The sequence below is a fragment of the Deinococcus phoenicis genome, assembly GCF_000599865.1.
Classification (GTDB): Bacteria; Deinococcota; Deinococci; order Deinococcales; family Deinococcaceae; genus Deinococcus; species Deinococcus phoenicis.
Map to the genome: position 1 here is coordinate 1 of NZ_JHAC01000043.1, position 22526 is coordinate 22526.

At 69.5% G+C, this 22526-nt stretch carries 24 protein-coding genes; 9 read left to right on the top strand and 15 right to left on the bottom strand.

The window, feature by feature from the left end; genetic code table 11:
• Positions 1-138: 138 nt before the first annotated feature.
• Genes DEIPH_RS13190 through DEIPH_RS13220 form a run of 8 tightly spaced genes read right to left on the bottom strand, consistent with a single transcriptional unit; the run spans position 139 to position 3684 of the window.
• Complete coding sequence (locus DEIPH_RS13190; protein WP_034358894.1) at positions 139-495, bottom strand: hypothetical protein; 357 nt, start codon at positions 493-495, stop codon at positions 139-141.
• Positions 495-746: a hypothetical protein gene (locus tag DEIPH_RS13195; protein WP_034358897.1), complete on the bottom strand. Its 252-nt coding sequence runs from the start codon at positions 744-746 to the stop codon at positions 495-497. Before DEIPH_RS13195 ends, DEIPH_RS13190 begins: the two co-directional genes overlap by 1 nt.
• On the bottom strand, positions 746-1051 hold the full coding sequence (locus DEIPH_RS13200) for a hypothetical protein (RefSeq protein WP_034358899.1): 306 nt from the start codon (positions 1049-1051) through the stop codon (positions 746-748). The genes DEIPH_RS13195 and DEIPH_RS13200 overlap by 1 nt, the downstream gene beginning before the upstream one ends.
• Positions 1048-1800, bottom strand: coding sequence for a hypothetical protein (locus DEIPH_RS18850; RefSeq protein ID WP_152544938.1), 753 nt, complete (start codon positions 1798-1800; stop codon positions 1048-1050). The genes DEIPH_RS13200 and DEIPH_RS18850 overlap by 4 nt, the downstream gene beginning before the upstream one ends.
• Positions 1793-2194, bottom strand: a complete 402-nt coding sequence (locus DEIPH_RS13205; protein ID WP_034358901.1) for a hypothetical protein — start codon at positions 2192-2194, stop codon at positions 1793-1795. Before DEIPH_RS13205 ends, DEIPH_RS18850 begins: the two co-directional genes overlap by 8 nt.
• Positions 2181-2576 carry a hypothetical protein gene (locus tag DEIPH_RS13210; RefSeq protein WP_034358903.1) on the bottom strand — a complete coding sequence of 132 codons (396 nt, stop codon included), beginning with the start codon at positions 2574-2576 and terminating at the stop codon, positions 2181-2183. The genes DEIPH_RS13205 and DEIPH_RS13210 overlap by 14 nt, the downstream gene beginning before the upstream one ends.
• Entirely contained in the window at positions 2573-3169 is a 597-nt protein-coding gene (locus tag DEIPH_RS20830; protein WP_034358906.1) for a hypothetical protein, read from the bottom strand. The genes DEIPH_RS13210 and DEIPH_RS20830 overlap by 4 nt, the downstream gene beginning before the upstream one ends.
• A 53-nt stretch (positions 3170-3222) precedes the next feature.
• Positions 3223-3684 carry a hypothetical protein gene (locus tag DEIPH_RS13220; RefSeq protein ID WP_034358908.1) on the bottom strand — a complete coding sequence of 154 codons (462 nt, stop codon included), beginning with the start codon at positions 3682-3684 and terminating at the stop codon, positions 3223-3225.
• A gap of 128 nt (positions 3685-3812) precedes the next feature.
• Here DEIPH_RS13220 and DEIPH_RS13225 point away from each other — a divergent pair, with 128 nt between their 5' ends.
• The 4 genes from DEIPH_RS13225 to DEIPH_RS19870 are packed head-to-tail and all read left to right on the top strand — an operon-like array spanning position 3813 to position 5101.
• Positions 3813-4082 (top strand): hypothetical protein, encoded by a 270-nt coding sequence (locus DEIPH_RS13225; RefSeq protein ID WP_034358911.1) that lies wholly within the window; start codon positions 3813-3815, stop codon positions 4080-4082.
• Positions 4079-4384 carry a hypothetical protein gene (locus tag DEIPH_RS13230; protein WP_034358913.1) on the top strand — a complete coding sequence of 102 codons (306 nt, stop codon included), beginning with the start codon at positions 4079-4081 and terminating at the stop codon, positions 4382-4384. The genes DEIPH_RS13225 and DEIPH_RS13230 overlap by 4 nt, the downstream gene beginning before the upstream one ends.
• On the top strand, positions 4381-4752 hold the full coding sequence (locus DEIPH_RS13240) for a DUF2493 domain-containing protein (protein ID WP_051517371.1): 372 nt from the start codon (positions 4381-4383) through the stop codon (positions 4750-4752). Before DEIPH_RS13230 ends, DEIPH_RS13240 begins: the two co-directional genes overlap by 4 nt.
• Positions 4742-5101 (top strand): hypothetical protein, encoded by a 360-nt coding sequence (locus DEIPH_RS19870; RefSeq protein ID WP_152544939.1) that lies wholly within the window; start codon positions 4742-4744, stop codon positions 5099-5101. The genes DEIPH_RS13240 and DEIPH_RS19870 overlap by 11 nt, the downstream gene beginning before the upstream one ends.
• Positions 5102-5173: 72 nt before the next feature.
• Here DEIPH_RS19870 and DEIPH_RS13245 read toward each other — a convergent pair whose 3' ends face one another.
• From DEIPH_RS13245 to DEIPH_RS13250, 3 genes are all read right to left on the bottom strand, one after another.
• Positions 5174-5737 carry an SDR family NAD(P)-dependent oxidoreductase gene (locus tag DEIPH_RS13245; RefSeq protein ID WP_235183248.1) on the bottom strand — a complete coding sequence of 188 codons (564 nt, stop codon included), beginning with the start codon at positions 5735-5737 and terminating at the stop codon, positions 5174-5176.
• Positions 5738-5794: 57 nt separating this feature from the next.
• A complete protein-coding gene (locus DEIPH_RS20835) occupies positions 5795-5929 on the bottom strand; it encodes a hypothetical protein (protein ID WP_267134655.1) in 135 nt (44 codons plus the stop codon).
• A 208-nt stretch (positions 5930-6137) separates the two neighbouring features.
• Positions 6138-6347, bottom strand: a complete 210-nt coding sequence (locus DEIPH_RS13250; RefSeq protein ID WP_034358915.1) for a KGG domain-containing protein — start codon at positions 6345-6347, stop codon at positions 6138-6140.
• A 319-nt stretch (positions 6348-6666) separates the two neighbouring features.
• Between DEIPH_RS13250 and DEIPH_RS13255 the strand changes: the two genes are divergently transcribed.
• The 3 genes from DEIPH_RS13255 to DEIPH_RS13265 all read left to right on the top strand — a co-directional run bounded on the left by DEIPH_RS13255 (position 6667) and on the right by DEIPH_RS13265 (position 12429).
• Positions 6667-7377: a DUF1175 family protein gene (locus tag DEIPH_RS13255; RefSeq protein WP_051517372.1), complete on the top strand. Its 711-nt coding sequence runs from the start codon at positions 6667-6669 to the stop codon at positions 7375-7377.
• A gap of 61 nt (positions 7378-7438) precedes the next feature.
• On the top strand, positions 7439-11836 hold the full coding sequence (locus DEIPH_RS13260; protein ID WP_034358918.1) for an alpha-2-macroglobulin family protein: 4398 nt from the start codon (positions 7439-7441) through the stop codon (positions 11834-11836).
• A gap of 2 nt (positions 11837-11838) precedes the next feature.
• Complete coding sequence (locus DEIPH_RS13265; protein ID WP_034358919.1) at positions 11839-12429, top strand: hypothetical protein; 591 nt, start codon at positions 11839-11841, stop codon at positions 12427-12429.
• 64 nt (positions 12430-12493) lie between these two features.
• Here the strand turns inward: DEIPH_RS13265 and DEIPH_RS13270 are convergent, their stop codons facing one another.
• Both DEIPH_RS13270 and DEIPH_RS20210 read right to left on the bottom strand, forming a co-directional pair.
• Positions 12494-14206 (bottom strand): S8 family peptidase, encoded by a 1713-nt coding sequence (locus tag DEIPH_RS13270; RefSeq protein WP_051517373.1) that lies wholly within the window; start codon positions 14204-14206, stop codon positions 12494-12496.
• 406 nt (positions 14207-14612) lie between these two features.
• Positions 14613-14783, bottom strand: a complete 171-nt coding sequence (locus DEIPH_RS20210; RefSeq protein ID WP_161636069.1) for a hypothetical protein — start codon at positions 14781-14783, stop codon at positions 14613-14615.
• A 47-nt stretch (positions 14784-14830) separates the two neighbouring features.
• Here DEIPH_RS20210 and DEIPH_RS13275 point away from each other — a divergent pair, with 47 nt between their 5' ends.
• Together DEIPH_RS13275 and DEIPH_RS13280 are read left to right on the top strand one after the other, a co-directional pair.
• Positions 14831-16708, top strand: a complete 1878-nt coding sequence (locus DEIPH_RS13275) for an SARP family transcriptional regulator (RefSeq protein ID WP_034358921.1) — start codon at positions 14831-14833, stop codon at positions 16706-16708.
• A 553-nt stretch (positions 16709-17261) separates the two neighbouring features.
• Positions 17262-18212 (top strand): tyrosine-type recombinase/integrase, encoded by a 951-nt coding sequence (locus tag DEIPH_RS13280; protein WP_034358923.1) that lies wholly within the window; start codon positions 17262-17264, stop codon positions 18210-18212.
• A gap of 33 nt (positions 18213-18245) precedes the next feature.
• On the opposite strand, the gene DEIPH_RS13285 is transcribed toward DEIPH_RS13280, so the two are convergent.
• Positions 18246-19046, bottom strand: a complete 801-nt coding sequence (locus DEIPH_RS13285) for an MIP/aquaporin family protein (protein ID WP_081790921.1) — start codon at positions 19044-19046, stop codon at positions 18246-18248.
• A 45-nt stretch (positions 19047-19091) separates the two neighbouring features.
• Entirely contained in the window at positions 19092-22343 is a 3252-nt protein-coding gene (locus tag DEIPH_RS20215) for a GAF domain-containing protein (RefSeq protein WP_235183249.1), read from the bottom strand.
• Positions 22344-22526: the final 183 nt, after the last annotated feature.

The window sequence follows — 22526 nt, forward strand, 5'->3', positions numbered from 1 at the left end:
TCCGGCTGGACCATCGAGCGGGCAGGGGGGCCGCGTGGCGTGCTGCGGGTGCGCTGGCCGGGCGGGGTGGTCTAGCGGCACGGGAAAGCCCCGCACCTTGCCTTCCGGGGCCGGGTGCGGGGCTTCTCGCGTTTGGGACTATCGGTCAACTTGCGCCGTCAGCGCCTTCAGCAACGCCAGCCCCAGGGCTTCGGCGGGGGTATCGGCAGCTCCGAGATGTGGCGCTTCCAGGGGGTCACCTAGGCCGACCAGCCAGCCGTATCCGCCCCCCACCAGCGGCGTCTGGTGGTAACTCATTCGCAGGCCACGAGCGGCGCATTCCTCGCGCAGGGCGTATTCAAGCCACGGCCCGAACTGCGCCGGGTCTTCAAGGTCCAGGTAGATAAGACGGTCGTGCACCATGACGCGGGCGGTGGTGTAACCAACATTCGTGACGCGGTCGGGCACCAGCTCGTGCAGGCGCTCAAGGGTTTCGGGGAGGGTGGGGGCGGTCATCAGTTGCTCCCCGCCGGCATCTTGCCGGAGCGCACGACCCGCTGGACGTAGTTCAGGACGCCGCGTTCAACGCGCAGCTCGTAGTGATTCAGGTGGTGCGCGATGTACGCAGCCGTCGGGGTTGTGCGGACTGTAGCGAACAGGTCCACGAAAATACCGATCTCGTCGGCATAGGCCCCCAGTTCGGCCACCCGGCGGTTGAACTCCTCAACCTGCTCCTGGGTCGGGACCCGGCCTCCTGCTCGTGTCATCAGCAGCCCTCCCCGCCCGCCTGGGCCTGGAGCCGCAGCCCCTCCCGGCAATGCGGGTAATGGGTGGCAGGCTCGGAGGGACGGCGGGAGGGTGCCCCTGCCTCCATCTCCGCCTGCGCTTGTTCTGTTGCCCAGCGCGTCACGTCCTTGCTGTTGAGCGCCCGCAGCTGGGCGTCCACCTCCAGAAACCGCAGGGCCGCTTCGCCCCTCTCATCGTCGGGAGCGTTGCCCGCCGTGAGGGCGGCATAGTCGGCCTGCGCCTTAACCCATGCGGCCAGCAGGCGGAGGGCTGCTGCGCCGGTCACTGCCCCTCCCCGCCCGCCTGGGCCTGGGCAATCCGCGCGAACCCTGTCAGGAGGTCGCGGCCCGTCTTGCTGTCCTCTGGCTTGATGCCGGGATAGATGCTCCAGAGTTCCAGACCGAGGTGGGCGTAACCGTTGGCAGGTCCACTGGGGAGGTCCGTGGGCTGACCTTCCCGGTCCATACCGGCCCAGCCGAGCGGGCGGACTCGGGCGCAGCCGATCAGTGCGTCCCAGAGGGCTGCCTTCTCTCTGAGTTCTGCCTCAGGCGGCGCGTAGGCGTTGGGGTCAATCCCGTTGAAGGTAAAGAACATCTCCGCCAGGCCGTATCCAGCAGCCTCTTCATGCCATTCGCGCATCGTGCGCCAGCCAGTAGCACGGAGTTGCGCTATCGGCACACTCACGCTATCCACTCCCGCCTCAGCCTGCGCGGGCGCGGGGGACTGGCGGAGGAGGGCGGTGAGGTCAGCAGCGGCGGCACTGAGGCCGATGCCATATTGGTCCTGGTAGCGGTTACTCGTCTGCCGCCACTCCTGCACCAGCCGCTCCACCCCGGCCCGCAGTCCATCCGCCTCAGCCGATGCCGGGGGCGCAGGCTGGGCGAGGGCCACAGGGCACTCCCCGCAGTGCCGCAGCGCGCCATCCTCCCAGTCGTTGCCGCCACAGATCAGGCAGGAGACGCTGCCGGTCTGAGACCGGCGCAGGGCGAGGCGGCGCAGGCGTTTGTACATCTCAGCAGCAGCGGGGCTACTCATCGGACACCTCCGGGTTCAGAGCGTCAATCAGGGCGGTGAGATCGGCGAGATTCAGCGCTTCCAGCGCCTGAGAGGCCAGATAGCGCCGCGCGATGGCCTCTTTCAGGTCGTCGTATCTGAACGCACCGCGCCGTGTCGCCGCTTCCACCCGGTCAAGCTGTGCCGACGCCTCCACAAACTCCCGCAGCAGCGACAGGTGGTGCGCGGCACTGCTGAGCAGGGCAATCTCTCCGCAGGCCGCGCACCACACCTGCTCCCCGTCCTCGCTGTATTCGGCGCAGTCGGTGCAGGTGACCTTCCCGCAGTCCTGGCAGGTCTGGGGGTCGTCGATGGGGCGCTGGCAGGTGGGGCAGGGGGCAGCAGCGGGGGCGGGAGCAGGGTTATCGGTCGGCATGGGCGGGGGCCTCCTGGGGGGTGAGTGCCTGCGCCGCGTGCCATAGCCCCTCGGCGGTCAGGCGAGGACGAATAGATATCGCACGTGGGGCGAGTGCCCGGCGATGCTCAACAAAGTCGGCGGCGTAGGGTTTCCACTGCTGGCCGCCCGAATGCGCGAGACCCTGGTACAGATTGGCGGCCTCGGGGCAGAGGCGGTCGTGGTGGCAGCCGCAGGGGAGGGTCGCCACCTCGGGCAGGCCGCGTAGGGCCACCCGCCGGGCACGCAGGATGACGGCATCGGCATTGAGTATCTGCACGGCACGGGCCTGGGCGAAGCGGTGACGTGCATCACCGCTCAGCACGGCACCAGAGCGCAGCAGGGGGACATGGACGAGGGTCACGTCTCCCCCCTCCCCGCTGCGTCCGTCTCCCCGGCCTGGGCAGGGGCGAGAGCGATGCGGGCACGCTGGCCTCCATCGGCGGCCAGGGCGTGTCGGCCAGCATCCCCCTCGCTATGGATCAGGCGGCACAACCGGGCCTGCTCGCCGTACCACGCCAGTTCCTCCCTCAGCCCCCGCTCCCGCTCCAGCGCCGCGTCCAACTCCCCGCGCGGGACATACGCCGACTGGCCCGGCTCCTGCCCCCAGGCAGCCAGCAAACGCGCCAGCCTGTCCCGCGCGTTGCCTTCGGGGAGGTCGCTCAGCAGTGCGGCCAGATACTGCTGGTGTCCGTCGTTGTCGTATTCCAGCAGGGCTGAGCGCCGTTCTGCCGCCTCAGCGCGGGCCAGGGCAGAGAGGGCGGTGTGGGCGAGGGTAGGAGACGCAGCCATCAGATGGGCATCCGCACGGTCAATGCCCTCCGCGAGACTCAGGGTGGCGGGTCGGCCCCGGCGCGTTATCAACCACCATATATCGGTGTCAGGCTCAACTTCCCAGACTCCCGGTGTCGCACCTTCCAGCAGCTCCCGAATCTGCTCTGCGGTCAGTTCATTCATGGTGCCTCCTCAAATGTTGAGAGGGGGCGAGCTTCCCCGCCCCAGCGTGTGCGTCAGCCGACCATCCCGAACTGCCCGTAGGCGTAGCTCCGCACCGTGACCGCCTCCACCCCCGTCAGCGCCGCGAGGCTGCCCACGTCCCGCCCCAGCGCCTCCCCAGCGACTGCGTAGTGGTTCCGGTGCCCCAGTCGTCCCAACTCACGGTGCAGCGTCCACGCCGCCCGGTTGCCGATGGCGGGGCCGTCCGTGGGCATGACAGGTTCCACGCACTCGCCCAGCAGGGTCACGGTGCCGACCCGTTCCGCCCGGTTCAGGAGGCGCACGGCCAGCTCGGGCGCGACCGCCTGCCCGTTCACGGTCGCGCTGGTCACGGTGCCCCTGCCCTCCCCGTCCCGGTGGCCGTGCAGGGTGATGGTGGCCTCGGTGCGGACGGTGGCGCTCAGGCTGTCGCCCCAGCCGTCGTAGGTGACGGTGGCGTAGGTGCGGGTGATGGGGGTGGGTGCTAGGGTGTTCATGCGTCCTCCTGTTGGGGCGTCGGGCGGTCACTTCTTGCGGGAGGGCCGCCTCTTTCGCGCCTTGTTTTATATCTACAGTAGAATTATACTCTAGATATAAAACTATGCAAGGGGGTACGACAGACCGCATGATGACCACAGTGATTCAGAGCCACCTGAAAACCGTGCTGGAGGGAAACGGTGTGAAAACCGCCGTCCTGCTCCGCGCGATTCAGACCCGATACGGCGATAAAGCCATCAGTCAACCCACGCTCTACAAGGTGGTGAACGGTGAGAACGGGATGCCAGACGCCCGCACCGTCGAACAGGTGATGCACGCTCTGGTTGACGTGACGGGTAAAACTTTCGCTCTGGGCGAGGTCTTCACCTGGAAGCCTGATCGGGAAGCCCGACCATGAACCTGACCCCTGACCTCATCAGCCCCGAAGAGCTACAAGTGGCCGTGGAGGCGGAGCGGGCACGGAATGACGCCTACTGGCTGAGCGTCATCGCGCAACTGGCCGACATGCAGGCAGCCACAGCGGGGTATTACGCCACGCTCTCCCGCACCAGCAAAAGCGAACGGAAGCGGCAGGCCCGTATCTGCCAATTCAATTTAGACGTACTAGAGGGGCGGTGGCCGGGACGCCGGGACCGTACGCCCGCTGATGTGGCCCAGCGCCTCAGAGACACTATTCAGGCATTGGAGGCGCAGCAGTGAGGCTTATCGTTTGCGGGGGCCGCCACTTCTCTGACTACGAACTCTTCCACACCGCCATTGCCCGCTGGATTGAGGTGTACGGCTGGCCGGACGAGGTCGTGACAGGCGGGGCCAGTGGGGCGGACACGATGGGGAAAGCGTGGGCGCTGGAAAACGGCATCCCGCATAGGGGAGTCCCCGCTGAGTGGGAGCGGTGGGGCAAGAAGGCCGGGCCGCTCAGAAATGCGGAGATGGCCCGCTATGCCTGTGATGGGGTACGCGGCGGGTGCCTCGCGCTGCCGGGGGGCAAAGGCACGGCAGACATGGTGCAGCAGGCCCGGACAAGTGGTCTGACCATGATGGAGGTGGAGGCTAATCATGAGTATTGACATGTCCAGTTTTGTCCTCTTTGAACGTCCAGCAAGAAACTCATGGATTAGAAAACCCGCAGCCGTTACCTTGGGTAAAGAAGGCAACACGCTTCACATCAACGCTAACGCGCAAGACCGCCTGCGGCATCCAGCCTATGTTGTGATCCTGTTTAATAAGAAGGAACGAGTTGTGGCTATAAGGGCCTGTGATCCCGCAGAAGTAGGGGCAAAGGCGGTGAGAGGAAAGAGTGGCAATGTGAGTACTTACAAGCTCGGCAAACTCTTATCGCTTGAGCCGGGACCACGCCCTGTTGAACTTGTGGAGGGGCACCTTCTTTTCAAGATGGATAAGGAAACACCCCAATAATAGAGAGGCCCACCTTCCCCCGGTGGGCCTCTTCGCGTCCGCACTCTGGGCGTCCCCCGCTTCCGCGTGCGCTCAGGCTAGGGGAGAGGAGAGGGGGGTAGGCGGGTGGGTGAAGAGGGGGTGAAGGGGATGAAGCCCAGGAATGTCTACCTCTTTCGAGGCGGAATACAGGCTTTGCAGCGGAATGGTCTGCTCGGAAGTCACGCTGCCCATATTGATCAGCGCCCCGCCCCGCTCCCGCAGGTCCCGCACGGCCGCGCGCGAGCCGTACACCAGCCCCCAGAAATTGATGTCGAACAGGCGGCGCATGTCCTCCACCGAGAACTCCATCAGCTCGCCGTACAGGCCGACGCCCGCGTTGTTCACCCAGGTGTCGAAGCCGCCGTAGGTCGCCCGCGCCAGCTCCGCGACGCGCTCCACGTCCTCCTCGCGGCTCACGTCTGCCACCGCGAAAACGGCCTGGCCCCCGCCGTCCACGATTTCCTGCGTCAGTTGCCGCAGGGCGTTCCCGCTGCGCGCGGCCAGCACCAGCCGCACGCCCTGTTTCGCGGCCATCCGCGCAGTCGTCAGACCGATACCGCTGGACGCGCCCGTCAGGACCATCACCTGTTCCGCCAGGGGTTTGAGTTTCACCATGCCGTCCTCCTGCCTGCGAGTGTCGTGGCCCACCGCCGCAGGTTTGTTTCCAGTTCGCTAAAGTTCCCCAGGGGTCATGGCCTCATCCGGCCGGCAGAGGGTGCCTGACAGCACGTCGAAGACGCCCGTCGTCAGGAGGGTGCTGCGGGCGCGGGCCGTGTAGGCGAGGCCGAACAGCCGCGTTTCGCACAAAGCACCAACCCGCCCACGTGCGGACCGCCGGGAGCAGGATGCCGCCGCTCAGGAGGCGCCCTCTGTTCCTCCTGAGCGGCGGCATCCCGGGCGACTTCAGAACTTGAAGTGCGTCGCCTGACGACAGAAGCGGCGTGGAGGGCCGTTCTCCGGCCCGCTCCACGCGGCTGGATAAGGTGCGGGGAAAGTCAAGCGGACCCCCTGGGCCTCAGCCCTCGCCGGTTCTCCGTGCGCTTCCCTTGTGAGCGGCTTGCCCACCCTTGCGGCCCGCCGCCCGCGCTTCTTCCGAGGTGAACTGGTGGGCGTTGCCGCTGCGGTGCGCTGCCTGTCCCCCCTGGCTGGCGATCTCGCGCTGCCGGACCGGGTCCATCGCCGCGAAGCCCCGCCGCTTGCTGCCGTTTCTGTTGGTCGCCGTCATGAGCCGGCCTCCTTTTCATCGGTGATCTTGAACTGTTCCCATCAACTGCCCTGACCCCCGGATTCTCGGGTCCAGCTCAACCGTGGCGCAGGAGAAAGCTGTGAATCTCTTCCCGCCTAAGCTGTTGCCCCTGCATGAATGCGATGAAGGAAGGTTTACCGGTTTCACATGTTTAGTGAGGTTAGCCAGACCTGTTGAACTCCCGGAAGTCACATCCACGGCACCGGTCGTGGGCCATCGCCGCCCTATCGAAGGTCCGGCAGAGCCGCCGGGACGCGGCGAGTAGGGGAGGGTTCATCCTCCGGCGCATACTGGGGGCATGTTCGCCGCCCGTGCCCTCGTGCTGGCCGCACTGCTGGCCGGGGGTGCCCTCGCGGCGAGCGCCGCCGACACCGACCGCGACGGGTACCCGGACGCGCTGGAACTCGTGGGGCTGGACCGCGCCGCTTTCGCGGACTGGTTCGCGGCCGTGGCAGAAAGCCAGTATTACGGGCTGGCTCCCGACTGGAAGGCAGCAGATCAGGACTGCGCGGGCCTGCTGCGCTACGCCTTCGTGAACGCCCTGGCGAAGCATGACGCGGCGTGGTGGGCCAAGTTCCGCTTTCTGCCGCGCCCCCGCCTGCCCGAGGTGCGGGGCTTTTCGTACCCCGCGCCGCTGGTGTCGCGCTCGGTGTTCCGGGTCGCGCCCGGTCCCTACCGCGCAGGCGACGTGGACGCCGGAAAGCTGGTAGGCCGCACCTCCGCCCGCTTCCTCGCCAACTTCTCGGCGGCGTTCGTGACGCGTGACCCGGCGCGGGCGCAGCGCGGCGACCTGCTGTTCTTCCTGCGGCCCACGCTGGGGGCCTATCACAGCATGGTGTACCTGGGCGGCGGGCGTGCCGTGTACCACACCGGTGCGGGTCCCGGCGAGGGCGGCGAGGTGCGCCTGGTCACCCTCGCCACCCTGATGCGCCACCCTGACCCGGCCTTTCACCCCACGCCGGGCAACCCGAACTTTCTGGGCGTGTACCGCTGGCAGATTCTGCGGTAGCCCCGGTCTCGCCGGGCAGGGTACGGCTGCGCTACGCTGGGGGCACATCTCTGGAGGATGCATGAAGGGACCCCTTGCCCGCGCTGGTCTCCTCGCCGCCCTGCTCACCGTGGGCCTCGCGCCCGCCCAGCCCCCCGTCAGCCTGTACGGGGGTGTCTTTCGCCCCGGCCAGGCCGTGCGCGTCGGCGTGAATGCCCCGCCCCGCACGGCGCTGCGGCTGGAGCGCGTGACCGACCCGCTGGCGGTCTTCGGGGGTACGCCCGACCCGCACCAGCCCCACCTGCCCCCTGGTACGCCGACCACCCTGGTGCGGACACTCCGGACGGGCGGCCAGAATTACGGCGATGTGAACGTGGGGCCACTTTCCGCCGGGCTGTACGTGCTGCGCGCAGGCCGTGCAGGCACGCTGATCCTGGTCAGCGACCTCGGGCTGGTGGTGAAGCGTGACCGGAATGCGGCGCTGCTGTATGCCGCCGACCGGGGCAGCGGCGTCACCCGCGCGGCGCGGGTCTGGCGGCTGGGGCCGGCGGGCGGCTCGAACGCGCTCGCCAGCCCGGACGGCGTGGCGAAGTTCACGGCCCCGGCGCGGGACGGCGAGTTCTTCCTGGCCCGCTTCGGCAACCAGTGGGCGGTGTCGGGGGCGAACTGGAACAGCTACGCCGCGCCGAAGGTCCGGGGCTTCGTATACACCGACCGCCCGGTGTACCGCCCCGGCCAGCGGGTGGCCTTCAAGGGGGTCCTCCGCAGCGGGCAGACCCTGCGGCCCCTGGCGAAGCAGAGCGTGCGCGTCACGGTCTTCTCGCCCTTCGACGAGAGCGTCTTCCAGAAGACCCTGACCACCAACGGCTACGGCTCCTTCAGTGCCGATCTCGTTCTGCCGGCGGGGGCGAAGCTCGGGGAGTACCGCTTCGAGGTGCGGGCGTCCGGCGCGGGGGAACAGACCTCTGACGTGGGCGGCACCTTCGCGGTGGAGGCGTACCAGAAGCCCGAGTATGCCGTGACGGTCACGCCTGGCAAGGCGCGGGCCGTGCAGGGCGACAAGCTCAGCGTGCGGGTCAGCGCCCGCTACCTGTTCGGCGGGAACGTGGGGGGCGCACGCGTCACCTACAATGTCACCCGCGCGCCCTATTACCCGCCCGGCTTCGACACCGAGCAGGACCTGCCCCCCGACCCCGAGGGCCAGGAGTACGGCTCGGACCTGGTGGTGCGCGAGGAAACCCGCCTGAACGCGCGGGGCGACCTCGACCTCACCCTGCCGCTGGAGCGGGACGCGCAGGGCCGCCCGCTGAGTTACCGCATCGAGGCCGAGGTCGAGGACGAGTCGCGCCGGCCCGTGAGCGGCTTCGCGCGTGTCCTGGCCTTTCCCGCCAGCGTGAACGTCGAGGCCCGCACCGACGCCTACGTGTACGACGCCGGAAAGCCGATTCAGGTCACCCTGGACACCCGGAATCTGGCGGGGGCCGGGCAGGCGGACCCGGTCACGCTCGATCTGGTGCGGCAGGAATGGGTAAAGATCCGGGGAGAGTACACCCTGCGCGAGACGCGGGTGGCGCGGACCACCACCCGCACGAATGCTCGGGGCGAGGGCGCCGCCACCCTCACGGCCCGGCGCGGCGGCGGCTACCTGCTGCGCGCCACCGTGCGCGACGAGCGCGGGCGCGTCTCCACCTTCGAGAACTTCGCATGGGTGCTGAAGCCCGGGGAGGACTGGGGCTGGAATTACCGTGACCTCACGCTGCGGCCCGACCAGCGTTCCTACGCGCCGGGCGACACCGCGACCGTGTTGATCGGCAATCCGCGTCCCGGCTCGCCCGTGCTGGTGACGCTGGAGGGCGACCGGTTGCGGCGCTCGGCGGTGCTGCGCGGACGCGGCGCGGCCCTCACGTACACGTTCCGGGTGACGCCCGACATGGGCGGGGACGTGTTCGTGGCGGCGGCAGCCCTGGGGGACGGCAACTTCTACAGCAGTCAGGCGCGCGTGCGCGTGCCCGTCAGGGACGCGGAACTGAAGGTAGAGGTCACGCCCGGCCAGGCGAAGTACCGCCCCGGTCAGACGGGCCACCTCGCGGTGCAGGTGCGCGACGCGGCGGGACGCGGCGTGCCCGCCGAGCTGACCCTCGGCGTGGTGGACCAGGCCATCTATCTGGTTCGCCCCGACACCAGCACGCCGCTGCTGAGCGTCTTCCACGCGCCGCGCGAGAACGTGGTGGGCACGGATTCCAGCGTGAACTTCTACTTCGAGACGGGCCGCCTGCCCGCCCCCACCGCCGCGCGGAGCGAGGCCGCCTTCGGCCAGGGCAAGACCGGGGACGCCGCACAGACGGACGCGCCGCGTGAGGATTTCCGCGACACCATCCTGTGGGTGCCGAACCTCGTGACCGACGACCAGGGCCGCGCCGAACTCAGCGTGCGTTTTCCCGACAACCTCACGACCTGGGTGACGACCGCGCGTGCCCAGACCGTCTCGGCGCGCTTCGGCCAGACCACCGCCACCACCCTGACGACGAAGGACGTGGTGGCCCGCCTGAGCGTGCCGCCCTTCCTGGTCCGTGGCGACACGGCCACGCTCGCGGGCGTGGTGAACAACACGTTGCCGCGCAGCGTGGGAGGCTTCGCCACGGCGCAGGTGCAGGGGCTGACGCCCCTCGGCGGAACCGTGTTCGGGCAGCCCGGTGCACCGATCAGCGTGCCGGCGGGCGGGCGTGTCCGGCAGGACTTCGCGGTGCGGGCCGACACCGCCGGGACCGCCCGCGTGACCTTCGGTGCGCGCACGCCGGGTGCGAGCGACAGCCTCCGGCTTCCCCTGCCCATCAAGGCGCGCGGCTATGACGCGGCCCTCACGGCGGTCGGGGCGGCGGGCCAGAGCGTTCCGCTGCGCGTTCCCGCCGACGCCAACCTGACCACCGCCCGGCTGCGCGTCTTCGTGACGCCGTCCCTGCTCGACGCCGTTGCGCCCGCCCTGGAGTACCTGGTGGGGTACCCCTACGGCTGCACCGAGCAGACCATGAGCCGCTTCCTGCCCGCCCTGCTCGCCCGCGAGGCGCTGGGACCCGGGGCCATCCCCGCCGGGGTGCGCCGCGATCTCCCCAAGATCACCGACCTGGGCCTCGCACGCCTCTCCAACTTCCAGCACGACGACGGTGGCTGGGGCTTCTGGCAGTACGACGCCAGCACCCTGGAGATGACCGCCTACGTCACGCGCGGCCTGCTGCGTGCCCGGCAGCTCGGGGTGAAGGTGGACAACCGCGTCCTCGACCGCGCCCTGGTGTACCTCGCGCGCCACGTGAAGGACGGGAAGGAACCGCAGGGCGCGCGTGCCACAGCTTACCGCGCCCTGGCGGAGGCAGGCCGCGCCGACCCCGCCCCACTCGCCGCCTTCGCCCGCCGCACGGACCTCGCGCCCTATGCGCTGGCACACCTGGCGCTGGCCCTGGAGCGGACCGGGCAGGCCCAGGCGGCGCGCGACCTGCTCGACCGGCTCAAGGCGCGGCGGGTGGGCGTGCAGAACGGTGCCCTGGTCCGCTGGGACGCCCCGAGGCACGGCGACTGGCTGTGGTACTGGGAGGACAACGGCATCCAGACGACCGCCGCCGCCCTCGAAGCCCTCGCGCGGCTCGACCCCGAAAGTCCCCTCATCCCGCGCGCGAGCCAGTGGCTGCTCGCCAACCGCCGGGGACCGCGCTGGCTCAGCACCCAGGACACCACCAGCGTCGTGACCGTCGCCCTCGCGCTTAAGCAGAAGCCGGGCCAGAACCGCGCCGCCTCCAGCCGGGTCCACCTCAACGGCCAGCCGGTCGGGCAGGTCGCCGGAACCGCCGGACTCGACCTCACGGGGGCGGAACTGGCCGGCCTCACGCGCGGCGAGAACACGTTGCGTGTGGACGGTGCACGCGGCGCGTCCTTCGCGGCCGAACTGACCTTCGCCCGCGAACCCCGCACCCTGCCGGGCGACGCCTCACGCGGCTTCACGCTGGCCCGCACCTACCAGAAGCTCGACCCCGTGTGGGACGCGGCCAGGCAGCGCTACACCTTCCGGCGCACGCCGCTGCTGAAGGGCGGGCAGCTCCAGCCCGTCACGGTCGGTGACCTGCTTCTGGTCACGCTGACGGTCCGGCCCCAGCACAACGGCGCGCGCTACGTCCTGGTCAGTGACCCCATCCCGGCGGGGATGCAGGCCCTCGACGACCGTTCCCTCGCCATCAGCGGTCTGGAGAACGGCGCGCAGGAGGACGACTGGTCGGCCTGGAATTTCTGGTACGCGGGGCGCGACCTGCTCGACGACCGGGTGGACCTCTACGCCGACTTCCTCAGCGGCACGCAGAAGATGACCTACGTGCTGCGCGCCCGCACCCCCGGCACCTTCACGGCCCTGCCCACCCACGCCTTCCTGATGTACGACCCGGACGTGCAGGGCTACGCGCCCGCCGCGACCCTCACGGTGCGGGACCGGGGGCAGTAGCGGTGCGCGGCCCGGCGGTCCTGCTCGCGCTGCTGCTGGGTGTTGCCGCCGCTCTCCCGGCGCGGGCAGGGCCGCTCGGCGTGACCCTGAGCGACCCGCGCGACCGCGCCCACCTGTCCGCCCTGTACGGGGCATGGCGGGAAGCCGGGCGCGACCTGCGGGACCTGGGCCTGACCCTGCCGGGGGTGCGTCTGGAGGCCGCGAGCAGTGCCGACGACTTTGCCCGCCGCACGGGTGAGCCGTGGTTTGTCGCCGCGACCACCCGGAACGGCGTCATTCATACGCAACGGCTCGGCGCGCTCGCCGCCGCGAACAGGCTCCGCTTCACCGTGCGCCACGAGGCCTTTCACGCCGCCCAGCCGCGCGCCCTCCCCCGCTGGCTGGCCGAGGGCCTCGCCCGCCTCTTCAGCGGGGAGGCTGCACGCGACCCCCAGACCGCCACCGGGCTGGAGCACGTGCCGGAGGCGAAGCTCAATACCTTGCTCGCCCTGCGGAACGAGTCGGGCCTGACAGCGGCGTACCGCGAGGCCACCCGCCGGGCGCGGCGGCTCGTGGCGGCGCGCGGCTGGGCGGGCGTCCTGCGCCTGAACTGAGCGCCGCAGGCAGGAGGGGAACCGTTGATTACCTTCGGTTCCCCTCCTGCGCGGTTCTCCGGTGTCAGCGCTGCGTCTGGATGTCCTTCCTGACGTCGCTGCCGGAAGGGACCGTCGCCTGTGCGCTGCCGCTGTAGGTCTGGCCCGACACCTTGAGGGTGGCCTGCAACTCGTACGTTCCTGCCGGGAGGCCATTCAGGCTGTAGGGGACGGACCGCTGTCCGCTGGCCAGGGTGCCCGTGAAGGTCTTGGCCGCCACCTGCTGGCCCCCGAGCCGCGCCTGCACGTTCAGGGTGTAGGCGTTCCCCGTGGGCGGGGGCGTCGTGCCGGTCATGCTGGCCGCCCGGTTGACCGCCCCCAGGACATTCAGCATGGCCCCGGCTCCGGTAGTCTTCGCACCCTCCTTTAGTGCCTGCCGGATCTGGCCGGCACTGAGGTCCGGGAAGGCGGCGCGCAGCAGGGCCGCCGTGCCGCTCACCTGTGGGGCGGCCTCGCTCGTCCCGGCCCGCAGCGTGTAGCTGCCGTTGGCGACCGGCGCGAGCGTGAGAATGTCGTAGGGGCTGCTCACGTAGCAGTTCGAGGTGCCGGTGCCCGCCTGCCCGCCCGGAGCCACCAGGTCCAGGCCCTTCTGCCCCGGCAGGGGGCGCGCGCTGAAGCAGGACAGCACGTTGTCGTCCCTGGACACGGCCCCCACCGCCAGCACGTTCGGGTCGCTGGCGGGATAGTACAGACCGGCGTTCGGCGTGTTGCCCGCCGCCGCCACCAGCACGATGTCGGCATTGGCCGCGTCGCGGATGGCGCTGGCGAGGGCGGGGTCTGCCTGTGCCGGCCGCCCGTTCTGGCCCGCGAAGCCCAGGCTCATGTTGACGACCCTGGCCTTCTCGCTGACGGCATAGCGCAGGCCCGCCACCAGGCTGGCGCTGGTGGCGCTGGAGCTGGAGCCGGCCACGCCGAACACCTTGACGGGAATCACGGTGCCGCGCCAGGTCAGGCTGGCGAGGCCGGTCCCATTGTTGGTGTTGGCCGCGATCAGGCCCGCCGAACTGGTGCCGTGCCCCACGTCCCCCGCCGTGACCTCGCTGGGATCATCGTCGGTGCCCTGGCAGGTTTCTCCCACCAGCCGGGAGCAGAAGTCGAAGCCGGGCCGCAGCCGGCCGGCCAGCTCGGGATGACTGCGGTCCACCCCGGTATCGAGGACCGCCGTCAGAGCGCCCGAAACGGACTTGCCGAGCGCCTCCAGCCGGTCCCAGCCCTCCGGCGCGCCAATGCGCAGCAGGTAATCCTGGTCGTAGGCCACGCCGCCGACCTTGACCCCGGGGCGGTTTCCCCCCGGAAAGCCCGGATCGTTGGGCGTGGAGAGCGCCTGATAGATGAAGTTGGGCTGAACCCGCACCCCGGCCTCTGCCAGCCGCCGGGCAAAGGCCTCGTCCTGCTCGCCTGCGGGTGTGGCGGCCAGCTGGAGGTCCGTTCCCGGCACGGCCTGAAGCTGCACGCCGGAGAGGACACTCAGCGCCTGCGACCCCAGACTGGCCCCAGGTCCGGCCTCCACCAGCACCTCCCCGCGCACATGCGGCTGTTGCCATAGGGCACCGAGGTCCGCGCTGTCCAGCGAAGGCAGCGCCTGCGCCTCCAGCCCCGGGCTATCTGCCGACGTTGCCGCGCCGCTGGGCAACAGGACGTTGCCGCTGATGGTGGAGGTAGACGGTCCGGGGGCCGAGGGTGAACCGCAGCCCACCAGCAGCGCGCCCAGCACAAGCAGCCCGACATGTTTTTTCATGTCCCCAGTCTGCGAGGTGCCGCGCCCCGGAGGGTCACCCCCACGTGAAGCGTTCGGTCATGCTGGCGTCAGACGGGGATCAGGCCATCAGGGAGGCGTCAGGGAAAGGCAGCTTCCGGGCGAATTCACCGGTCTCCGCTTTGTAGGACCTTTTCCGGACCGGGAAGGTGTGGTGCTGTGGTGTCCTATGCGTTGCCTGTCCCCCCTGAATCACGGCGCGGAAGGACCAAAAGGAAGGCGGCCGACCTGCGGTTGGGCCGCCTTCCTTGAACCTGTTCTGTGCTTCAGCGCTGGCCGAAATCCACAGCACCGCCAGGAATGACGGGCAGCGGTGGGCGCGAGGGCAGCTGGATGGGCTGGACTGGAGGGACCGGCTTATCTTTGGGCCGGGGGAGGTGAGGCCGCGTCATATCTGCCCGAAGTCCTTCGCTCCACCCTGAGGCTGCATCTGGCTGTCGGGCTGAGTCACCACACGTTGCCCGAAGTCCTTCGCCCCGCCGGCTTGCGCCACCGTAAGGGTGCCCGTGAGCATGACCATCAGCATGAGGCCGACTTTGCGTCCTGTTTTGCTTTTCATGCCGTTAACATTAGGTGGGCAGACGTAAAGCAACCGGGAGGCACGTTGTGGACGATCTAGAGGGCCAATTCGAGGCGGGGCAGTTCACGGCGTTGGTCACGCTGTTGGAAGGAAAAGCCAGGACAGCGCGCGAACACACGCTGCTGGGGCTGTCCCTCCTGTACACCGGGCGGCTGGAAGAAGCCGAACTCTCGCTGACCAGAGCCAGTCTGCTGGGCGACGCAGAGGGTCAGGTGGAGCTTGGCAACGCGCTCCGGCTCCTGGGGCGCTTCGAGGAAGCCATCACGCATCTGCAGGCTCTTGCGCCCGATCTGACTGGTGAGTTACAACTGCGCTGCCTGCGCTGGTGGGGTGTCGCAGAATTTCAGGCCGGGCAGACGCAGGAGGGCCTCAAGCGGGTGGAACGCGCCTGGCACGGCTACATTGCCCTGGGCAATGAGGAATGGACGGGCCGCGTCACCGTCTCCCTGGCGCAGATGTACATCTGGCTGGGGAACCACCGGCGTGCCCGGCTGCTGCTCTCCGAGGCGGTCGAGATCCTGCCTTCCCTGCCTGATCCCGCCCCACGTCTTGGCGCCCTCAAGGCCCTGCTGGAACTCCAGATCGCGCACGGTGAATTCGGGAAGGCCCGCGAGATATTGGCAGACGCCAAATCAACACTTGCTCAGGCAGATTCCCTGCGGTTACGGGCACTGCTGATGACCAGTGAAGCCGAACTGCTGCGCCTCAGCGGGGACTACGCCGGCTACCTGTCTCTTCTCGAAGATTTGCGCCTGCACGCCGAGGGGTTGCAGGACCATAACCTGCGGGTCTGGTCCATCTCGCGCCTCGCGGAACACCAGAGCCTGATTGGCCAGCACAGTCAGGCCCTCTATACCCTGCTGGGCTTCGAGCGTGTCCCCGCCGAATGGCCCGCCGAACTGTGGGCCACCAGCGGCGTGCTGGCCCGGCGCCGGGGTGACCTGCTGGGCGCAGCCGTGGATCTGGGAAAGGCCGCCCAGATGTTCCGGGACGCGGGCAATGTCCCGGAACTGGTGCGGGCGCAGCTCCACCTGGCTGCAGCGGCGCTTCCGCTCAGAGAGGAGGCCACCGTGATTTCGGCGCTCAAGGAAGCCCTGACGCACATGTTGCGGCTGCGCCAACTGACGGAGTTCCGCCCGGACCTGGAGGAACTGAACGAACTGCTACACTACGCGGTGCTGGAGCCGGAGACCGCTCCGTACATGGAACCGCTGCTGGACAATCTCGCCCATCTGGCCGGGGCGCCCCGGCTTCCCGAGGATGGGGCGATCTCCGTACAGGTCACGACCCTGGGGTGGGCGGCGGTTCGCCAGGACGGTCAGGAGGTGAAGTTCACCTACGCGGGCACCCTGCCCATCCTGGTCTACATCGCCCTCAAGCCGGGAAGGACGCGGGCAGAAATGCAGCTCGAACTGTTTCCCGAAAAGGACGCCAAAAGCGGGGCGGCGTACATGCGCCAGTGTCTCAAGGAACTGCGCGACCGGCTGGGACCTGAGATCGTCCGCTTCGAGGGGCCGCACCAGGCTCCCTGGTACGCCCTGGGGCGGGAGGTACACGTAGATCTGGACCTTCAGCATTTCCGCGAAGCCCTGGAGCGGGGCGAGGTGGCCCGCGCGCTCGCCCTTTACCGTGGCCCCTTCCTGCCCGAGCTGGAAGACAGCGAGTGGGCGCAGCAGCTGCGTGACGAAACCTTGCTGTCCCTGACGCTCGAACTCCGCAAGCAGATGGCGCAGTATCAGGCCGGGGGAGACTTCCGGCGGGTGGTGTTGATCGCCAACCAGTATTTGCGGGTCGACCCCCATGACCCTGAGGTGCTGGAAGCGCGGCTCAAAGCGGCGGAGGTCTTTGCGCCCCCGCACGAGCTGGCAAAATACACCGCCGCCTTGAGCCGCATGTTCAACTGAGCCGTACCCCGGGTCATGGCCAGAAGCTCTGCGACCGGCGCAGGCGTGGAACAGCGCCTAGCTCCAGCAGTTGAGCGGCTATCCACGCCGAGAGCTGTCCGTACACTTTTGGTACTAACGTCAATTAGTGTGAAAAAGGACCAGGGAGCAGGTTGCTTCTCCATCAGGGGTTCCCCCCCTGGAGCTGCCTCCCGCTCCGTCTACTATTGGAAGACAGCGTGAGTCGAAGCTCTGGCTCCTCAGGGGACAACCCGAATGGCCGGAAGCGGCAAGCAAAGCCCATCCCGCAACTTGAAGGCCCGGCTGATGAAGATGGCCGGAGACGGGCAGTATCATCGGTCCAGGCACCACCGCTTGCGGTGGGGGCCACCGACAGGAGTGATGAACAGGGTGGCGCGGGTTCGGAGGGACTGTGGAGAGGGCCGGGTGATCCGGGACGGCGTGAGCGGCGAGGTGTTCTTCGCTGGGGGCCATCTTTGCCCGTGCCCTCCGCCGTCCGGCCTGGGAAGCGGGAACACCTGATGCCCGTCCGGCGCTTGCAGGGAGACACCAGATGACGCTCGTCCGCTCGCAGGACACGCTGTCCCTGGTCAACCTCACCGACCAGGCCCTGCGCGTCCGGGCGGTGGAGGCCGCCGCCACCTATGACGTGGAGGCCCTGGTGCAGATCACGCTGGCGTATATGACCGGCGCCAGCCGCAAGGGGGCGAGGACGAGCCGGAAAACGCTGGAGGCTTACGCCCTCGCCGTCCGTGATTTCGTCCCCTGGGCGCATCGGCATGGGGTCCAACTTCTGCGCCCGGGTCGGCGCGATGGTGGGCGTTATGTGGCGCAGCTCCAGACCCGGCCTTCCCAGGGCCGGGGAAAGACCGGCACGCTGTCGGCCGCCACGGTCGCCCAGTACGTGGCGGGGACCCGCGCGCTCTACCGCGCCCTGCGCTGGGCAGGCGCCACAGAGGTCCAGCCGTTCGAGGATGCCCATGTCCCGCCCGACCCCACCCCCGGCATCGTCAAGAACCCGCCCTACATGGCGGAGATCGACGACGTGCTGGAACACTGCGAACCGAGACTCGCCGCGCTGCTGCTCCTGTGCGCCCACGCGGGTCTGCGGATCAGTGAGGCCCTCCAGGTCAAAGCCGTGGACCTTCAGGGCACGCGGGTGACGGTTCACGGGAAAGGCGGGAAGGTCCGGCGGGTGCCGCTGGGCAAACGCGTCCGGGCCGCCCTCGGCGGCCTCCCCCCCGTTCGCCCGGATGGGTCGCTGTTTGGCTGGACCTACGCGCAGGCCACCTACCGGATGCGGAAAGCCTTCCGGGCGGCGGGACACGGGGACACCTGGCGCGGCTTCCACGCGGCCAGAAAGCACTCCGGTACCCGGCTCTACCGCGCCACGAAGGACTTTACCCGGGTGGGCCTCTTCCTGGGGCACGCCAGCGTGGACACCACCCGCCGCTACGTCGCCGTGCAGGACGACGACGTCGCCGGGGAGGTCGAGGACTTCTGAGACGGACCAGCCGGCGCTGACCCCGTTCGCGCGTCATCCCTGGCCGTGGTTCCCACTGGCGGCCTCCTGTTCTTCCCGGTTCAGAGGGCCACGGATGGCCCAGGTCAGGAGCAGCGCGGCGAGGCTCCCCGCGACCGGCCCCAGCAGGTGCGGCCAGGCGTCCGCCAGCCGGCCCGACACCAGCGCCGGCCCGAAAACCTTGGCCGGATTCATCGCCACGCCCGAGACGCTGCTCGTCAGGAAGTGGTCGAGCGTGACGGCCGCCCCCACGGCCAGGCCCGCTGCCGGTTTCAGCTTCGCGTTCTGGTGGGCAGCTCCCAGGATCACCACCAGCAGCACGGCGGTGCAGGCGGCGTCCAGCAGGGTCGCTCCGGCAGCGGGCAGGCGCTCGGTCGGCTGCGGGATGTGCGCGAAGGACAGGATCAGCAGGCCCGCCACGACCGCCGCCGCGAACTGAGCGCCCCAGTACAGCAGCACCAGTCGCCAGGGGAACGCCCCGCGCAGCGCAAAGGCCAGCGTCACCACCGGGTTGATGTGGGCACCCGATACGTCGCCCAGCGCATAGATCATCGTCAGGACCACCAGGCCGGGTGTGAGGGCCGCCGCTGCGACCTCGGGCAGCAGGCCCAGGCGCGCCAGCACCAGCGCCCCGAGACCCGCGAAGGTCAGCAGAAACGTCCCGAACGCCTCCGCGATCAGCGCGCGCCCCACCTGCGGCCCCGACCATTCCTCCTGCGCTGCTTTTTGCGGGGCGGCTGGGGCGGGGGCCGCGCGGTCACCCGGCGCGCGGTGTGTGCTGTCCCTGTCGTCTCTGTTCTGGCCCGGAGTGGTCATCGGACCGCATGATGCCATTGCCCATGCCGCAGGCCCCGGCCCGCTTCATTCGGCGGGCAGGGTAAAGAAAAAGGTGCTGCCCTGGCCCGGCGTGCTCTCCAGCCACAGCTGGCCGCCGTGCCGCTCCACGATCTTCTTGCAGACGGCCAGACCGATGCCGGTGCCCTCGTAGGCTTCCCGGCCGTGCAGCCGCTGGAAGATCACGAAGATCCGCTCGAAGTATTCCGGCTCGATGCCGATGCCGTTGTCCGTCACGGCGAAGCGCTGCCACTCTCCGTCCCGCTCCGCCGTCACCTGGACGCGCGGGGGCACCCCCTCCCGGCGGTATTTCAGCGCGTTCGAGATCAGGTTCTGGAGCAGCTGATCGAGTTGCTGGGGGTCGGCCAGGACGCTGGGCAGCGCCGTGCGGGTGACGACGGCCCCCAGCGCTTCGATGTCCGGCTGCAAGCGGCGCACCACGTGATCGAAGACGGCGCCGCTGTCGGTGGGCCGCAGGTCGCGTTGCTGGGTATGCACCCGGGAAAAGGCCAGCAGGTCGTCCACCAGCCGCTTCATATGCTCGCCGCTGTCCACGATCTGCCGCAGATACAGCCGCCCGCGCTCGTCGAGCTGCCCGCCGTACTTGCGCTCGATCATGCCCGCGAAGCTGGTCACGGCCCGGATGGGGGCCTGGAGGTCATGCGAGGCGATGTAGGCGAACTGCTCCAGCTCGGCGTTGCTGCGCGCGAGTTCCTCGGTGCGCCGGGCCAGGTCCGCGACGCCCTCGGCACGCTCCAGCGCCAGGCCCAGGCTACGGACGGTGGTTTCCAGCACCGCCCGGTCCTCCGCACTCCAGCGCCGCTGGTGAAACAGCGGCACGTTGAAGATGCCCAGCACCTCTCCGCGCACCAGAACGGGCAGCGTGGCGACCGCGTTCACGTGGCTCACCACCTCGGGGGCGGTGTCGGCGCCCTGGGCGTACACGTCCTGAAAGTAGGGCGCGCGGGTCCGGTAGGGAATGTCCAGCGTGGGCGTCTGTCCGGCGGGCAGGCCCGCGTCGATGGTGGCCTGAAGGGCCGCGCTGCCCACGTCGCGCGCCTGGGCCGTGGCGTACCAGCGCTCTCCCCGCAGCTCCCAGAAGGCGCCGTAGCCCTCCGGAAGCAGGGTCATCACCCGGTCCAGGGCGCGCCCGATCAGCTTGTTCGGCTCGCTCTGAAGGGTGAGGTCGCCCAGCAGGTCCGAAAAGCTCTCCAGCGCCCGGCTCCGCGCCTCGAGTTCGGCGTTCTGCGCTTGCAGTTTCCGCGCGGCCTCGGCCCGTTCCAGGGCCAGACCCAGACTGTGCACCACCGTTTCCAGCACCGCCCGCTCCGCCGCGCCCCAGGGCTGGCGCTGCCTCAGCGCCACGCCGAACACCCCGTGAGGCTGCCCGTTCACCAGAACCGGCAGCGCCGCCAGCCCCCCGCGCCGTTCCCGGTACGCCTCCAGCCCGTCGGCGTGCTGGTCGTACTCGTCCAGGTAGTACGCCTGGCGGGTCGTCCAGGGGGTCAGGAGGCTGTGGGTGCTGTCCAGCGGCAGGCCGCCTTCCACCAGGGTCTGGAAGTCCGCGTCCTGCCGGTCCCCGACCTGGCTGCGCAGCCGCCAGCGCCCGCCGTCCGGCTCGTAGTAGGCCGCGTAGCCCTCGGGGAGCAGGGGCAGCACGACTTCCTGCGCGAGCCGGACGAGCAGGGTCGGGTCGCTGTGCAGGCTGAGGTCACGCGTCAGGGCCGCGAAGCCCTCCAGCGCCCGGGTCCGCGCCGCGAGTTCCGCGTTCTGCTCCTTGAGCCGCCGCGCCGCCTCGGTGCGTTCCAGCGCCAGGCCCAGGCTGCGGCCCACCGCGCGCACCACCGCTTTTTCGCGCTCGGTCCAGGCCCGGGCGTCACGGGTGCCCACCGCGAAGATGCGGCGCACCTCTCCCCCCACAAAGATGGGAATAAAGGCCGCCGCGCCGTAGACGGCCGCGCTGGGCAGATGGTTGGCCTCGGCATCCCAGCCGTCCACGAACACCGCGGCCCTGGACTGCACCGCCTCCGCATAGTTCGGCGCGTCCTGCGGGACGCCCACCTGCATCTGCGCGGCCACATCCGGCAGAACGTCCTCGGACCAGACCCGGGCCTTCCAGCGGCCCTCCTCCAGTTCGTAGGAGGCCGCGCTCACGTGGTCGAGGTTGGCGCGCACCACCTGCGTCGCCTGCCGCGCCAGGGCCAGGACGTCGGTTTCGCTGCCGATCGCCTCGGTAAAGGCCACAAAGGCGTCCAGGGCGGCGGTGCGTTCCTCCAGTTTGGCGGTGCGGGCCTCCACCTGCCGTGCCAGCTCGGCCCCGTGTTCGCGCAGCACGCGCTCGGCGGCGCGGAAGGGGCGCAGGTCCTGCAAGTAGCCCACCACGTACTGCTGCCCATGCTCCTCGTAGCGCAGCAGGAGCACGGTCAGCGGCACCCGCTCCCCGGTCCGGGTCAGCATCTCCTTCTCGTAGCGGTCCGACGCGCCGTGCTCGAAGGCCTGCGCGAAGGCACGCTCGTCGGCCTCGCGGTACTCGGGGGGGGTCAGGGCCGCCCAGTCGATCAGGCCCGCCTCGAACTCGGCGCGGGTATAGCCCAGCAGCTTCAGGTACGTGCCGTTTACCAGGAACAGGGTGCCCGTGAGGTCGCCCGCCGCGATGCTGACCGGGCTGGACTCGACCAGCCGCCGGAAGCGGGCCTCACTGACGCGCAGGTTCTCCTCGGTGTGGCGGCGCTGCCGGAGTTCCGCCGAGAGCGTGCCGAGCAGCTGCGCCCGCCCCAGCGCCACGGCGCACTGCGCGGTCAGAATCCGCAGGAAGCGCCGCTCGTCCACCGTGAACTCGTGCGGTTCGCGGAAGTCCAGCACGAGCACCCCCAGCGGTGCCCCGTCCAGGAACATGGGCAGCACCGCACTGGCAACGGGCGGGGTGCCGCCGCTCCTGCTGCTCAGCTCCGGGTATGCCTGCGTCATAGCCCCGGCATGCTCAAAAAACAGCGCCTCGTGCCGGGCCAGGGCGTCCCCGGCGGGAAACCGGCGGTCCAGCGGGCCAGCCTGCCAGAAGGGCGGCGCGCCGTCCGGGTGGCCCTGGGTGGCGGCGAGGCTCAGCGTCTCGCCCGTCCCGCCGACCAGCAGCACCGCGCCCGCCAGAGCACCGAGGGCCTCCAGGGCAGGCCGCAAAACGATCCCGAAGACATCGGCCTGGGTCCGTGCGGCGGCGAGGGCTTCGGTTACGTCTTGAAGGTGGTCACCCAGGGAAGGGAACGGCGGGAGAACCGGGGACATGACCTGGAGCATAGCGTGGGGACGGCCGGACTGGCGAAAGCACCTCCAACGGCTCCCCCCCACTCTGCCGCGCAGCCGTCATGAACGGACGCGCCCGACGCCAGTCGCGCTGCACTAGTGGATGACCACAGGTGAGGGCAGGTCTAAAATGGGTGTATGGGACGGCGGAAGCAGTTTGTGGTG

What these genes read in the sequence shown, in the direction of transcription:
- DEIPH_RS13190 (WP_034358894.1), bottom strand. Translation starts at nt 495, where the DNA reads ATGACCGCCCCCACCCTCCCCGAAACCCTTGAGCGCCTGCACGAGCTG.
- DEIPH_RS13195 (WP_034358897.1), bottom strand. Translation starts at nt 746, where the DNA reads ATGACACGAGCAGGAGGCCGGGTCCCGACCCAGGAGCAGGTTGAGGAG.
- DEIPH_RS18850 (WP_152544938.1), bottom strand. Translation starts at nt 1,800, where the DNA reads ATGAGTAGCCCCGCTGCTGCTGAGATGTACAAACGCCTGCGCCGCCTC.
- DEIPH_RS13205 (WP_034358901.1), bottom strand. Translation starts at nt 2,194, where the DNA reads ATGCCGACCGATAACCCTGCTCCCGCCCCCGCTGCTGCCCCCTGCCCC.
- DEIPH_RS20830 (WP_034358906.1), bottom strand. Translation starts at nt 3,169, where the DNA reads ATGAATGAACTGACCGCAGAGCAGATTCGGGAGCTGCTGGAAGGTGCG.
- DEIPH_RS13220 (WP_034358908.1), bottom strand. Translation starts at nt 3,684, where the DNA reads ATGAACACCCTAGCACCCACCCCCATCACCCGCACCTACGCCACCGTC.
- DEIPH_RS13225 (WP_034358911.1), top strand. Translation starts at nt 3,813, where the DNA reads ATGATGACCACAGTGATTCAGAGCCACCTGAAAACCGTGCTGGAGGGA.
- DEIPH_RS13230 (WP_034358913.1), top strand. Translation starts at nt 4,079, where the DNA reads ATGAACCTGACCCCTGACCTCATCAGCCCCGAAGAGCTACAAGTGGCC.
- DEIPH_RS19870 (WP_152544939.1), top strand. Translation starts at nt 4,742, where the DNA reads ATGAGTATTGACATGTCCAGTTTTGTCCTCTTTGAACGTCCAGCAAGA.
- DEIPH_RS13245 (WP_235183248.1), bottom strand. Translation starts at nt 5,737, where the DNA reads ATGGTGAAACTCAAACCCCTGGCGGAACAGGTGATGGTCCTGACGGGC.
- DEIPH_RS13250 (WP_034358915.1), bottom strand. Translation starts at nt 6,347, where the DNA reads ATGACGGCGACCAACAGAAACGGCAGCAAGCGGCGGGGCTTCGCGGCG.
- DEIPH_RS13255 (WP_051517372.1), top strand. Translation starts at nt 6,667, where the DNA reads ATGTTCGCCGCCCGTGCCCTCGTGCTGGCCGCACTGCTGGCCGGGGGT.
- DEIPH_RS13260 (WP_034358918.1), top strand. Translation starts at nt 7,439, where the DNA reads ATGAAGGGACCCCTTGCCCGCGCTGGTCTCCTCGCCGCCCTGCTCACC.
- DEIPH_RS13270 (WP_051517373.1), bottom strand. Translation starts at nt 14,206, where the DNA reads ATGAAAAAACATGTCGGGCTGCTTGTGCTGGGCGCGCTGCTGGTGGGC.
- DEIPH_RS20210 (WP_161636069.1), bottom strand. Translation starts at nt 14,783, where the DNA reads ATGAAAAGCAAAACAGGACGCAAAGTCGGCCTCATGCTGATGGTCATG.
- DEIPH_RS13280 (WP_034358923.1), top strand. Translation starts at nt 17,262, where the DNA reads ATGACGCTCGTCCGCTCGCAGGACACGCTGTCCCTGGTCAACCTCACC.
- DEIPH_RS13285 (WP_081790921.1), bottom strand. Translation starts at nt 19,046, where the DNA reads ATGACCACTCCGGGCCAGAACAGAGACGACAGGGACAGCACACACCGC.
- DEIPH_RS20215 (WP_235183249.1), bottom strand. Translation starts at nt 22,343, where the DNA reads ATGTCCCCGGTTCTCCCGCCGTTCCCTTCCCTGGGTGACCACCTTCAA.